Source organism: Enterobacter cloacae complex sp. IR5459, assembly GCF_049238005.1.
Lineage (GTDB): Bacteria > Pseudomonadota > Gammaproteobacteria > Enterobacterales > Enterobacteriaceae > Enterobacter > Enterobacter hormaechei_C.
The window spans coordinates 238,699-252,261 of the sequence record NZ_JBMKIG010000003.1 but is presented as its reverse complement, the minus strand read 5'-3'; the positions used below and the strand labels follow the sequence as shown (position 1 = coordinate 252,261).

Below are 13,563 nucleotides of genomic sequence, written 5' to 3'. Positions count from 1 at the left end.
TCTGTATTTAAAACCCTACTACAGGCGACCCAGCAGCAGGTGAGTGTTCTGCCTCACGGATGTGAAGCGGGCGGCATTTTATACTCAAATGGCTCGCGCATCAACGAAAAGTCCCGTTAACCGCGCAATTCGTTTGCCCGGCGAAAGCGTCCTTCATAGTCAAAGACCTTCTCACGTACCTGCCAGAACTGCCCTTTTTTGCGGGCGACAACAAAATCAGGATGCCGCAGCAACGCCTGCTGGCGCACGATATCGGCAACGGTTAGCCAGCGCAGCGGTACGCCAGGCGTGCGGGTATGCGGGCGGATAAAGAGCTGCTCGAACGCGGTGCGCTGGGCGGACGTCTGGACCCGGAACCGCTCGCTGACGTCTGCGCCATCCTCGTCGTAATAGGTGATTTTTAGCCACTCGCCTTTTTCATCCGCGCCGGGTTGTAAGGCCATGCCGGAACAGCGCAGCACCAGCGCATCCTTTAGTTTCAGCGCTGCTTTCAGCATGTCGTCCGGGTCGACCAGGACCGTGTCGCACTCCCGACAGCGGCGGGCGGCAATGTCGTTTTCAGCGTTGCACTGCGGGCAGTTTTTGAAGCGGAAGCGGAAATCACACTGTTCGCGATGGCCTTCATCGTCTTCAAACCAGCCCTGACAGCGGCGGCCAAAATGTTCAATCAGCGTGCCGTCGGCGGTGGTTTTCCCCCAGAAGGTGTTGGCAAACCCGCAGGCAGGGCAAAAAACCTGAACGGGAACGTTGTCGCTCTTGCCTTTTGGCGTGCCTACTTCTGGCGAATAGAGATCGTGCGGGTTACCGGCGTAATCAAGGATCAGACAGTCGGTTTTGCCCGGCGCCAGACGCAGCCCGCGGCCAACAATCTGCTGATACAGGCTGACGGATTCCGTCGGGCGAAGAATCGCAATCAGGTCGACGTGCGGGGCGTCAAAGCCGGTGGTTAGTACGGAGACATTCACCAGATAGCGGAACCGCTGAGCTTTGAAGTCCTCGATCAGGCTGTCGCGCTCCGGGCCGGGGGTTTCACCGGTAATTAACGCCGCGTCGTCGGCGGGCAGCAGCCCCGTAATTTCGCGCGCGTGTTCGACAGTGGCAGCAAAAATCATCACCCCTTTGCGCGTTTGTGCGAACTCTTCAATCTGGCTGATGATATGCGGCGTGATCCGCTTCTGTTTTTTCAGCTCATGGTTAAGATCTGCCTCGCTGAACAGCCCGTTGCTCTGCGCCTGTAAGCGGCTGAAATCGTACTGCACGACGGGCATATCCAGCCGCTCCGGCGGCGTCAGGTAGCCGTGCTTGATCATGTAGCGCAGCGGAAGCTCATAGATACAGTCGCGGAACAGGGCCTTTTCATCGCCACGCACCATGCCGTGATAATGAAACTGATAAATCCAGCCCTTGCCCAGACGAAACGGCGTGGCGGTGAGGCCAAGCAGACGGAGGTGAGGATTCACCTTTTTCAGATGAGTGAGGATTTGCTGATACTGGCTGTCGTCGTCATCGCTGATGCGATGACACTCATCGACAATCAGCAGGGAAAACTCGCTGCGAAACAGTTCCAGGTTGCGCGCGACGGACTGTACGCTGCCAAACACCACTTTTCCGTGGCTCTCTTTGCGCTTCAGTCCGGCGGCAAAAATGTCGGCCTCCAGGCCGAGCGCGCAATATTTGGCGTGGTTTTGCGCCACCAGCTCTTTGACATGCGCCAGCACCAGCACGCGTCCGCGGGCCAGGCGCGCCAGTTCGGCAATCACCAGGCTTTTGCCGGCTCCGGTCGGGAGTACGATGGCGGCGGGCTCCCGATGCTTGCGAAACCAGGCGAGGGTGGCATCAACGGCTTCCTGCTGATAGGGGCGTAATGTGAACGTCATGGCTTCTCTATTCAGTTAACTCGCATATAGTATGCCACGAAACTTTTTCCCTTGAGTGGCGCAACCAGACCATTATACTGAACTGTTTCTGACTGCTTCTTTTTCGGACGCGTAGTCCGACTTCCAGCACCATTAAGGCTAAAAAGATTTCATGCGACTTGATAAGTTTATCGCTCAGCAACTCGGCGTAAGCCGCGCTATTGCCGGGCGTGAAATTCGCGCCAGCCGCGTAACCGTGGACGGCGACATTGTGAAAGACAGCGCTTTTAAACTCCAGCCTGAGCACCAGGTGGAGTATGACGGCAACCCGCTGACCCAGCAGAATGGCCCGCGCTACTTCATGCTCAACAAACCGGAAGGTTACGTCTGTTCAACGGACGATCCGGATCACCCGACGGTGCTCTACTTCCTCGACGAACCTGTGGCGCACAAGCTGCATGCGGCAGGGCGACTGGATATCGATACCACCGGCCTGGTGCTGATGACCGATGACGGCCAGTGGTCGCATCGCATCACCTACCCGCGCCATCACTGTGAGAAAACCTATCGGGTGACGCTTGAGTCTCCGGTCTCGGATGACACGGCAGAGCAGTTCGCAAAAGGCGTTCAGCTGCATAATGAAAAAGATCTGACCAAACCGGCGGTGCTGGAAATCATCACTCCAACCGACGTGCGCCTGACCATCAGTGAAGGCCGCTATCACCAGGTGAAACGGATGTTTGCCGCCGTGGGCAACCACGTTGTGGGGCTGCATCGTGAACGTATCGGCGCGATTGCACTCGATCCAGACCTGGCGCCAGGGGAATATCGCCCGCTGACGGAAGAAGAGATTGCCAGCGTCGGGCTGCCTTCACGCTAAATTCAGGAGAACTCTGTGACCACCAGGCCACACTCGTCGTTTAAAATTGTATTTATCCTTGGCCTGCTGGCCATGCTGATGCCGCTGTCTATCGATATGTATCTGCCCGCGCTGCCGGTGATTTCCGCGCAGTTTGGCGTACCGGCAGGCAGCGCGCAGATGACGCTCAGCACCTACATTCTTGGTTTTGCCCTCGGTCAGCTCTTTTATGGCCCAATGGCAGACAGCCTGGGGCGTAAACCCGTTATTCTGGGGGGGACATTGATATTTGCCGCGGCGGCGGTGGCCTGCGCGCTGGCGCAGAGTATCGATCAGCTGATTGTGATGCGTTTCTTCCATGGCCTGGCGGCGGCTGCGGCAAGCGTGGTAATTAACGCGCTGATGCGCGACGTCTACCCGAAGGAAGAGTTCTCACGCATGATGTCGTTCGTCATGCTGGTCACGACAATTGCGCCGCTGGTCGCCCCCATGGTGGGCGGGGCGGTGCTGGTTTGGTTCAGCTGGCATGCGATTTTCTGGATCCTGGCGATTGCCGCGCTGCTGGCCTCGGTGATGATCTTCGTCTTTATCGATGAAACGCTGCCGGTCGAGCGACGACAGAAGTTCCACGTTCGCACCACGCTTGGCAACTTTGCCTCGCTGTTTCGCCATAAGCGTGTGCTCAGTTATATGCTTGCCAGCGGCTTCAGCTTTGCCGGAATGTTCTCGTTCCTGAGCGCGGGGCCGTTTGTGTACATCGAACTGAACCATGTGTCACCCCAGCATTTTGGTTACTACTTCGCGCTGAATATTGTGTTCCTGTTTGTGATGACCATTATCAACAGCCGCTTTGTCCGGCGGGTTGGGGCGCTGAATATGTTCCGCGCCGGGCTGTGGATCCAGTTCGTGATGGCTATCTGGCTGGTATTGAGCGCGTTGCTGGGCGTCGGTTTCTGGGCGCTGGTGGTGGGCGTGGCGGCGTTTGTCGGCTGCGTGTCGATGGTTTCATCCAACGCGATGGCGGTGATCCTCGACGAATTCCCGCATATGGCGGGTACCGCCTCGTCGCTGGCAGGAACGTTCCGTTTCGGGATTGGCGCGATAGTCGGGGCGCTGCTCTCGACGGCAACGTTTAATACCGCCTGGCCGATGCTGTGGGCGATTGCCCTCTGCGCGACCTGCTCCATTCTTTTTTATCTTTACGCCAGCCGGCCGCGAAAGACGGCGCATAAATGACCACTTAAGGCCCGATACGGGCCTTTTTGTTGACCCATATCAACCAACCCTACGTTCGTTTACCCTGTGTTTGTTTCTTTTATGTAAAATCTATTTATGTAAAAAGTCACATCATTGTATTTAAAAAGGTTGAGTTAGATCGCAGAAACGGGTACATATAGCGCCGACGCGAGCCTGCAACGCCTATAAAATCCGCTAAACAGTGCAGGTTGTCGATGATGTGTTACTATAAATGTAAATAAATTGTGAAGTAAATTTGCTTCCGGGGATCTGAACGTGAATACATTACAACTCTCCATTGTCCATCGCTTGCCCCAGAGCTATCGCTGGTCGACGGGTTTTGCAGGTTCGAAAGTTGAACCGATTCCGCAAAGCGTTGCCGGGGAGGATAATTGCCTGGTGGCGCTCAAACTGCTCAGCCCGAGCGATGAAAATGCGTGGCCGGTTATGGAACGTCTCAGCCAGGCGCTGACGGACATCGAAGTGGACAGCTCCGTGCTGGAATGCGAAGGTGAGCCGTGCCTGTTTGTTAACAGCCAGGATGAGTTTGCCGCCACCTGTCGTCTGAAAAACTTCGGCGTGGCCATTGCCGAGCCGTTCTCCGGTCAATACCCTTTCTGAGTGCTAGTCAGCGGACAATAGCTGGCGCGTGTAATCCTGCGTCGGCGCGGTGAATACGCGCTGGCACTCTCCCTGCTCCACGACTTCTCCCTGCCGCAATACCACCACCTGATGGCAAAGCGCACGCACCACCTGTAAATCGTGGCTGATAAAGATATAGGCCAGCCGATGCTTTTCCTGTAGCCCCTTCAGCAGCGCCAGAATTTGCGCCTGCACGGTGCGGTCCAGGGAAGAGGTTGGCTCGTCCAGCACGATCAGCTCCGGTTTCAGGATCAGCGCGCGGGCAATCGCTATACGCTGGCGCTGTCCGCCAGAAAACTCAGCCGGATACCGGTGCCGGGTCTCGGGATCTAAACCCACTTCCTCCATCACCCGCTTCACGTCGATTTCACGCTGTTGCGCCGTCATTGTCGGCTGGTGGACGCGCAGGCCCTCTTCAATAATCTGTAATACGCTCAGGCGCGGGTTAAGCGAAGAGTTTGGATCCTGAAATACCACCTGCATCCGCGGGCGGACAGGAAGCATCATCCGGCGATTCAGGTTTTGCAGCGGCATGCCGTCAAAGACAATGCTTCCCTGAGAGGCGATCAGGCGCAGCAGCGCCAGGCCGGTGGTGCTTTTGCCCGAGCCGGATTCGCCCACAAGCCCAAGCGACTCACCCGGACGCAGAGCGAAACTCATGTCTTTCAGGACATGATTGTGATCGACCACGCGACGGAGAATGCCTTTGCGGATCGGGAATGACACCGACAGCCCCTCAACCCTCAGCAATGGCGCGCTGTCAGCGTTAAGCGGAACCGGGTCGCCAGCGGGTTCGCTATCGAGCAGGCGCTGTGTATACGGGTGCTGAGGCGCGCTCAGCAGGGCGGATGCCCGGTTCTGTTCCACGCAGCGGCCGTTTTGCATCACGGCCACCGTGTCAGCAAGCTTTTTCACGATGCTCAGGTTGTGCGTAATGAACAACAGGCTCATTTTCAGCTCGTCGCGAAGCTCGCGCAGCAGTTGCAGAATTTGCGCCTGCACCGTGACGTCCAGCGCGGTGGTGGGTTCATCGGCAATCAGCAGTTCGGGGCGCGTGAGCAGGGCCATTGCGATCATCACGCGCTGGCGCTCGCCGCCGGAAAGCTGGTGCGGGAAATCGTTCAGCCGTTTCGCCGCATGACGAATACCGGTGCGTTCAAGGCAGTCCAGAATTTCACCCCGCGCTGCCTCTTTACGCATTCCCCGATGAAGGGACAGCACTTCATAGAGCTGTTTTTCCAGCGTATGCAGAGGGTTGAGCGACACCATCGGCTCCTGAAAAATCATGGCGATGTTATTGCCACGAATGCCGCGCAGGGTTTGCTCGTCAGCGTTCAGCAGCGATTGTCCATGGAACAGAATATCCCCCTGCGGATAGCTGACCGGCGGGGAGGGGAGCAGGCGCAGCACCGAAAGTGCCGAGACGCTTTTACCGGAACCGGATTCCCCGACCAGCGCCAGCGTCTCTCCGCGCTGGATCTGCAACGATAAATCCGTCACTACCGTGCGTGATTCGCCCTGCTTTGAAAACGCAATCGACAGGTTTTCTATGCTCAGAAGAGGCCGGGTCATGTCATACCGCCTTGTTGGGATCGAAGGCATCGCGCACGGCTTCGCCAATAAAAATCAGCAGGGAAAGCAGCACCGCCACGGAGAGGAATGCGGTGATGCCCAGCCAGGGGGCCTGGAGATTGTTTTTGCCCTGCAACAGCAGTTCGCCAAGGGACGGTGAGCCCAGTGGCAAACCGAAACCAAGAAAATCAAGCGACGTCAGGGTGGTAATGGAGCTGCACAAAATAAACGGCAGGAAGGTGAGGGTCGCCACCACCGCATTGGGAAGCATGTGGCGGAAGATGATTGCGCGATCGCTCACGCCTAACGCTTGCGCGGCGCGAATATAGTCGTAATTCCGCGTGCGCAGAAACTCCGCGCGCACCACGCCGACCAGCGCCATCCAGCCGAACAGGACGGTGATCCCGAGCAGCCACCAGAAGCCAGGCTGTACCACACTGGACAGCAGGATAATCAGAAACAGCGTTGGCATACCGGACCAGACTTCAATCACGCGCTGTCCCCATAAATCTATTTTACCCCCGTAATAGCCTTGCACGGCGCCCGCCACAACGCCCATTACGCTGCTAAAGAGCGTCAGCAGCAGCCCAAACAGGAGCGAGATGCGGGTGCCATAGAGGATGCGCGCCAGCACATCGCCGCCGTTGGCGTCCGTTCCCAGCCAGTTTTGCGCGGAAGGCGGCGAAGGGAAGGGGGTAGACGTGGCGAAGTTAATACTGTTCGCGCCAAAACGAATCGGTGCCCAGATAGCCCAGCCGTGCTGCGCTATCTGCTCACGTAACCAGGGATCCTGGTACTCGGCTGGCGTCGCAAACGGGCCGCCAAAATCGCTTTCGCTATAGGTAGTAAGCACCGGCACGTACCAGCGGTCTTTGAAATGCACCAGCAGGGGTTTATCGTTGGCAATCAGTTCCGAACACATACTTAAGGCGAACAGGACGGTGAAGATCCACAGCGACCAGTAGCCGCGACGGTTGTGGCGAAAGCGCGCCCAGCGGGCCTGATTGACGGGGCTTAAACGCGACATCAGCGGCCCTCAAAATCGATACGGGGATCGACCAGCGTATAGCTGATATCGCTGATGATGTTCAGCAGCAGGCCGATCAGGGTGAAAATGTAGAGTGTGCCAAACATAACCGGATAATCACGGGAGACGGTGGCCTCATAGCCCAGCAGCCCTAATCCGTTGAGCGAGAACATCACTTCTATCAGCAACGAGCCGGTAAAAAACATACTGATGAACGTGGCGGGGAAACCTGCAATCACCAGCAGCATGGCGTTACGAAAAACGTGCTTCCACATGATCTGCTTTTCACCGACGCCTTTGGCGCGCGCGGTGACGACGTACTGTTTGCGGATCTCATCAAGAAAGGCGTTTTTGGTCAGCATCGTAAGCGCCGCAAAACCGCCGATGACCGTCGCCAGCACCGGCAGCGTGATGTGCCAGAAGTAATCGGTGATTTTCTGATACCACGGCAGCGTGCTGAAATCCGCGGAGACCAACCCGCGCAGCGGGAAGAGGTCGAAATAACTGCCGCCTGCGAAAAACACAATCAACAGCACGGCAAACAGAAACGCCGGAATAGCGTAGCCGATGATAATAAACGTACTGCTCCAGATATCGAAACGGCTACCGTTGTAGACCGCTTTCCTTATCCCCAGCGGAATGGAGACCAGATAAATAATCAGCGTCCCCCACAGTCCGAGCGTGATGGAAACCGGCAGGCTTTGTTTGATCAGGGTTAACACCGAGGCGCTGCGAAACAGGCTGTCGCCAAAATCGAAACGGACATAATCCCATAGCATCCTGCAATAGCGCTCGTGCAGCGGCTTGTCAAAACCATAGCGATGGGTGATCTCGGCGATCACCTCCGGATCCAGTCCCCGACCGCCCCGGTAGTGGCTTTCGCTGATGTTGCCCACGCCCGTCCGGGCATGGCTGGCCCCCATTCCTTCGCCGCCGCCGCCCGGCATGCCGCCAGCGTGACCAAATTCTATTGCCGCAATCGCCTGGTCCACCGGACCGCCGGGGGCGATCTGGACGATAAAAAAGTTAATGGTAATGATGGCCCACAGCGTCGGGATCACTAACAGCAGCCGGCGGATAAGATAAGCGCCCATCGTCACTCCTTAACGCCGCTCTGCGGGCAATTTTGCGGCTTTATTCACGTCATACCACCAGGTGTCAAAGCCGAGGGTGTAAACCGGGCGAACGGCAGGCAGGGAGAATTTATCCCAGCGGGCCACGCGATCTTCGCCCATATACCACATCGGCAGCATGTAATAGTTCCAGGTTAATACCCGATCGAGCGCGCGGCCAAGCGGCAGAAGCTTGTTCTTATCGCCCTGAGCGGCCACAATTTTTGCAATCAGCGCATCAATCACCGGGCTCTTTACGCCCGGGGCGTTGTAGGAGGAGTCGATATACCCCGATGCCCAGGAGATTTGCAGATCTGAACTCGGCCACGGCTGGGCGGCCCACAGGGTCTGCATCATATCGTAATCGCGACTGCGCTTGCGGTTAGTCAACTGGGCCATATCGACCTGGCGGATATTCATAGTGACGCCAAGCCGGGCAAGGTTCTTCTTAAACGGCAGCACCCACTGATCGTTTGCGCCAGAGGCAATCAGCAGTTCGAAGCTGAGCGGTTTACCGGTTTGCGCATTAACCCGTTGCCGATTTTTCAGCACCCAGCCAGCGTCATCCAGCAGGCTGCTGGCTTTCAGCAGGTTGTCCCGGTCGAACCCGTTTCCGTCGGATTTGGGCGGTTCAAATATGCGGGTGAACACCTCCGGCGGTAGCTCCGCTTTCAATGGCGCCAGCAAAACCAGCTCGTCCGCGTGGGGATAATCACGGGCGGCATATTCAGTATTCTGGAAATAGCTGTTCGCCCGGCTGTAGGCTCCGTAAAACAGCGCTTTGTTCATCCATTCGAAATCAAACGCCAGAGTAATGGCTTCACGCACCCGACGATCGGAAAAAACCGGGCGCTGAATATTAAACGCCAGCCAGCGCGTGTCCTGCGCGGATTCGTTTTTGTGTTCGTCTTTAACGATATAGCCTTTCGCGAAATTTTTTCCGATATAGCGGGTCGCCCAGTTTTTGGCGCTGTTCTCGACACGTAAATCAAATGCGCCTGCCTTAAATGCCTCGAAGGCCACGTTATCATCCAGGTAGTAGTCGTAGCGGATTGTATCGAAGTTCCAGCGGCCCCGGTTTACCGGCAGCGTGGCTGCCCAGTAATCTTTCACACGGGAATAGATCACATACTGGCCCATTCGCCAGTCGGTAATGCGATACGGCCCTCGGCCAGCGGCGGGGTAGAGAGGGGATCGCTCAGCTTATGGTTTTTCCAGAAGGATTCGGGCATGACGGGCAGGGAGAACAGGCTCAGCATATTCTCTTTGTTCGCCTCAGGGAGTTCGATTCGCACGGTCAGCGGGGCGATGGCTTTCACCGTGGTGCCCTTGTACACCAGACGAAACTGCGGCACGCCTTCGGTCATAAATTTATGAAAGGTGAACGCCACGTCGCGGGCGCTAACCGGCGTACCGTCGTGAAAACGCGCCCGCGGATTAATCGCGATTTCTGCCCAGCTGAAATCTTCGGCGTAACGTACGTTCTCGGCGACCAGGGGATAATAGCTGCCGGGCTCGTCGTCGGAGGTGACGAACAGCGTGTCATAGAGGGATTCGGTACGCGCTGCCGCTACGCCGCGCAGGGCAAAGCGGTTAAAGTTGTCAAATGTTCCCGTGGCGGAAAGCGTCACGTTTCCGCCTTTCGGGGCGGCTGGGTTGACGTAATCGTAGTGGTTAAAGTTAACCGCGTACTTCGGCTCGCCAATGACGGCAAAGGCCGTGCTCTCTTTGATGGTCTGCGCCTGGCTCGACAGGCTCACCAGCGCCAACAGCGTCAACACAACGCGCATAATCATAGTGCGGCGGATCCCTTTGTTCACAGACAGGCTCGGTTGAACAGAATAATAAGGGACAGCGCCGTGATTGTGAAATTATTCCCCGAGCGTGATATCGGGTTGCCACGTCCTGAACTGCTCCAGCGGCATCGGGCGGCCAATCCAGTAGCCCTGAAGATAGTTTACGCCATGCTCGCGCAGCCACGCCGCCTGCTCGGGCGTTTCAACACCCTCGGCGACGGTTATCATATTCAGACGTTCTGCCAGCGTCAGCACCGCGTCAAGCACTGGCGAGGTGACGGTTTCAGTCCCGATGGCATTCACGAAGCCACGGTCAATTTTCAGGTAATCCATCGTGAAGCGTTCCAGATAGATCAGCGCGCTGTGGCCAGTGCCAAAATCATCGATGGCGATTTCAAAACCTTCATTGTGCAGCCATTCGAACAGCTGATTTGCCTCGCGGTGGTTAATCATGTCGCGCTCGGTTATTTCCAGCACAATCTGGAAGTGATCGGGCGGAAGGGCGGCGAGAAACGCGCGCATATCCTCTTTAAAGCTTTCCGCATGCAGATGCCCGGGCGCGATGTTGATCCCAAACTTGGCCCCAGGCGGGAGCACCGTTTGCAGGACAGGGGCATCGCGGATAATCAGGTCAAAAAGATGCAGCGTCAGCGGGACAATCAGCTTCTGCGCTTCAGCGAAGTTAATAAAGGCATCCGGTGGAATTTCGCCCATCACCGGATGCTTCCAGCGCATCAGGACTTCCAGCCCGGTCATTCTGAGCGACTGCGCATCCACGACGGGTTGATAGACCACGTAAAACTGGTCGTGCTTGATGGCCGTGAGGATCTCTTTCCCCGGATTGAGACGGATAGTAAGAATATAGAAATTCAACAGGCCCGCCGCGATACCGCAGACCAGGCCGAAAAACACCGCGTAGAGCAGTTCATCGGTTGTCCAGGCTTGCGCATAAACGTTAACGGTCAATGGAATATTTTTCAGCGTGGCGCTACGGGCAGGGACGTCAGGCAAATCCCGCGCCTGGATCAGCATTCCGGACTGTGTAGATAACGCGGAATCGCCAATGACGATCGATATCCCGGCAAATTCATCCTGACGTGACGTATAGAGAAGATAAGGCGACAGGTTGAGGTTGACGGACGTAAACACGCCGCCGTCTTTCACCAGCGGATTGCGATACCAGATGGCGATCGCGGGCTTATCCGGCAGCATTGGCGTGCCCGGCAGGAGCGCGATATCAACAGGTTTGCTGATATGTAGCTGAGGGATAAGCTTTTCCATCGGGGTATTCATCGGGCCTGTTGCCGAGGAGCAGAAGGCCTGTTTATCCCTGACCAGCAAAAAGGCGCGCACGTTGATGCTAAAGGCCGCCCGGGAGGTCAGGGCGGCACTCACTTCCTCGCAGCTGTTCAGCGTGAGTGGCTGGAGCGTATCAATCGACATTTTGAGCTCATCGAAATAGCTCTCCATGTAAACGCTTAAATCGGTAATGAGAGTATCGAATCTGACGTCTCGCTTGTGATAACTCCAGTAAAACTGTAATGCTCCCAGAAGCAGGGCAGTGAATAACCCTGTAAGGAAACTGATAAACAGTATCTTGCGGTTGCTGGAGAAGTAGCGGGTTAACATAGATGTCGTGATTCCTGAAATGCCGCTGGATAGTTATCAGTGTAACGGGCAAAAAAAAACACTGCCGGAGCAGTGCTTTTTTTATCGTATCGCCAGCCAAGGGATAACCAACGATACGACAACAATATTAACTACGGCTCAGAACGCGGCGAGCTTCGTTGTAGCGTTTCTTCCAGTAAGGTTCGTTCATGCTGGAAATCGTCACACCGCTGCTGGTGGAAGCATGGACAAACTGATCGTTACCGATATAGATGCCAACGTGTCGACCGGTTGAACCTGCTCTGAACAGGACTAAATCGCCCGTGCGTAGTTTAGTACGCGAAATGGACTTGCCCATTTCCTGCTGTTCATAGGTAGAACGCGGAAGGTCTAACCCAAACTGCTCACGGAACGTACGCTGTACGAAAGCGGAACAATCGATGCCTTTCTTGGTGCTGCCGCCCAGACGGTAACGCACGCCTTTCCAGTCAGCATACTGATCCATAATACGCGACTTAACGTCGAGATTACGTACCATATTTTCAAATTCATCCTGAGAGGCTTGCAGTGAAGAGGAATCTTCCATTCCCACAACACGCGTCTCAGGATGCATATTCTTCGCGGTATTCGTCGTACTACATGCCGAAAGCAGAACCGCCACTGCAATCGCCGGGATCCCCCGCAAGATATATCTCAAGATTGGTTGAGATTTGACCATTTTGTTTGTTTTCCCTTGAAGTCCTTAACGAAAATATCGTTATAAAAATGCCAACCGTGACGAGACTAATTATCTGTTCACAATGAGACAATTCTTTATGGTGAAAACTGTGGCTCAACGCACAAAATTATTCACCATGATAATAATTATCTCAGTGGGGCAAAACGAGTTTGAGGTTAACCGATTGCACGGGGTATTGCGAGCAAAAAAGTCCGATTTTTTATAAGAAAATGTGATACACAAAGTTACAGCGCGGAATTGCTCAAAATGCCGCCATTCATACAGATAATCCCTGCAATTGCTTCATTTTTATCACGAATTGTATGACAGGATGATGACAGCGTTGAATGACGCCCGAAAGAAGAGACTCAGGGACCGAAAACGATCCCTGATGAATGGTGTTAATTTGCGTTATTTATTTGTTTCTGACTTGTTTAAATTTACCGGGAAGATAGCGATCAAAAATACCTATTACGCGATCGCTCAGTGGGGTCATCAGCACCCACGGTAAACCAATTAACACCGCTGTGAGGGAGCCTACGGCGATATCTGTCAGCCAGTGAGCACCAATCATCACCCGCGGGAATGCAAATACCACCACAATAACCAGGGCGATGGCGAAGGCTTTTTTACCAAAATAGCGCAGCATGAAGCCTGCAAAAATCAGCAGCATCATACCGTGGTCGCCCGGGAAACTGTCCTTCGAGGCATCTTTGGTTGGAATATGAAGCAGCTCGCTGACGCGGTTAATATTCGGGAAAAAGAGCGACGGACTGGCGCGTTTAACCGGCATCAGATGCTGCGCCAGCTGGTTGATAATCACGGCCGTCAGCAGCATCACCAGGCCGATAATCAGAATACGGCGACGACCCGTTTTGTCTTCCTTCAGCCAGAAGGAGAGCATCAGACAGCCCATTGCCAGCAGCGAACAGCCGTCAAACGCGCGGTTGTTGGTGATCGCCACCAGCCACAGGAAGGCTTCACTCTTCGCCAGCGCCTGGTTAAAGAAGTGGAACAGCCCGGAATCCAGCGGGAACCAGAAACCGTGATCCGCCGGGATATACCAGGAGAAAAAGAGCGCCAGACCGGCAGCGTTGAGCAATAAAATAGCAGGAAGTCGAGTCGTCATAGTCTTCA

The 13,563-nt window shown here is 55.4% G+C and carries 10 protein-coding genes and 1 pseudogene; 3 read left to right on the top strand and 8 right to left on the bottom strand.

Features of this window, described 5'->3' with window-relative positions; translation table 11 throughout:
- Nucleotides 1–116: 116 nt before the first annotated feature.
- Nucleotides 117–1,877, bottom strand: coding sequence for a DEAD/DEAH box helicase (locus ACOTX4_RS07640; protein WP_022651520.1), 1,761 nt, complete (start codon nucleotides 1,875–1,877; stop codon nucleotides 117–119).
- Nucleotides 1,878–2,028: 151 nt separating this feature from the next.
- Here ACOTX4_RS07640 and rsuA point away from each other — a divergent pair, with 151 nt between their 5' ends.
- The 3 genes from rsuA to ACOTX4_RS07625 all read left to right on the top strand — a co-directional run bounded on the left by rsuA (nucleotide 2,029) and on the right by ACOTX4_RS07625 (nucleotide 4,572).
- The gene (gene rsuA / locus ACOTX4_RS07635; protein ID WP_048244563.1) at nucleotides 2,029–2,736 is read left to right on the top strand and encodes a 16S rRNA pseudouridine(516) synthase RsuA; all 708 of its coding nucleotides are present in this window, start codon (nucleotides 2,029–2,031) and stop codon (nucleotides 2,734–2,736) included.
- 15 nt (nucleotides 2,737–2,751) lie between these two features.
- Entirely contained in the window at nucleotides 2,752–3,951 is a 1,200-nt protein-coding gene (locus ACOTX4_RS07630) for a Bcr/CflA family multidrug efflux MFS transporter (protein WP_003859373.1), read from the top strand.
- 276 nt (nucleotides 3,952–4,227) lie between these two features.
- Nucleotides 4,228–4,572 (top strand): YejG family protein, encoded by a 345-nt coding sequence (locus ACOTX4_RS07625; protein ID WP_003859372.1) that lies wholly within the window; start codon nucleotides 4,228–4,230, stop codon nucleotides 4,570–4,572.
- A 3-nt stretch (nucleotides 4,573–4,575) separates the two neighbouring features.
- On the opposite strand, the gene yejF is transcribed toward ACOTX4_RS07625, so the two are convergent.
- From yejF to ACOTX4_RS07590, 7 genes and pseudogenes are all read right to left on the bottom strand, one after another.
- Nucleotides 4,576–6,165: a microcin C ABC transporter ATP-binding protein YejF gene (gene yejF / locus ACOTX4_RS07620; protein ID WP_048244562.1), complete on the bottom strand. Its 1,590-nt coding sequence runs from the start codon at nucleotides 6,163–6,165 to the stop codon at nucleotides 4,576–4,578.
- 1 nt (nucleotide 6,166) lies between these two features.
- The gene (locus tag ACOTX4_RS07615; protein ID WP_045331123.1) at nucleotides 6,167–7,192 is read right to left on the bottom strand and encodes a microcin C ABC transporter permease; all 1,026 of its coding nucleotides are present in this window, start codon (nucleotides 7,190–7,192) and stop codon (nucleotides 6,167–6,169) included.
- Complete coding sequence (locus ACOTX4_RS07610) at nucleotides 7,192–8,286, bottom strand: microcin C ABC transporter permease YejB (RefSeq protein ID WP_045331126.1); 1,095 nt, start codon at nucleotides 8,284–8,286, stop codon at nucleotides 7,192–7,194. Before ACOTX4_RS07610 ends, ACOTX4_RS07615 begins: the two co-directional genes overlap by 1 nt.
- Nucleotides 8,287–8,295: 9 nt before the next feature.
- Nucleotides 8,296–10,100: pseudogene (locus ACOTX4_RS07605) on the bottom strand (extracellular solute-binding protein).
- A gap of 75 nt (nucleotides 10,101–10,175) precedes the next feature.
- A complete protein-coding gene (locus tag ACOTX4_RS07600) occupies nucleotides 10,176–11,729 on the bottom strand; it encodes a cyclic di-GMP phosphodiesterase (RefSeq protein WP_003859366.1) in 1,554 nt (517 codons plus the stop codon).
- A gap of 127 nt (nucleotides 11,730–11,856) precedes the next feature.
- Complete coding sequence (gene mepS / locus ACOTX4_RS07595; protein ID WP_003859364.1) at nucleotides 11,857–12,426, bottom strand: bifunctional murein DD-endopeptidase/murein LD-carboxypeptidase; 570 nt, start codon at nucleotides 12,424–12,426, stop codon at nucleotides 11,857–11,859.
- Nucleotides 12,427–12,841: 415 nt separating this feature from the next.
- Nucleotides 12,842–13,555, bottom strand: a complete 714-nt coding sequence (locus tag ACOTX4_RS07590) for a phosphatase PAP2 family protein (protein WP_003859363.1) — start codon at nucleotides 13,553–13,555, stop codon at nucleotides 12,842–12,844.
- Nucleotides 13,556–13,563 lie beyond the last annotated feature (8 nt).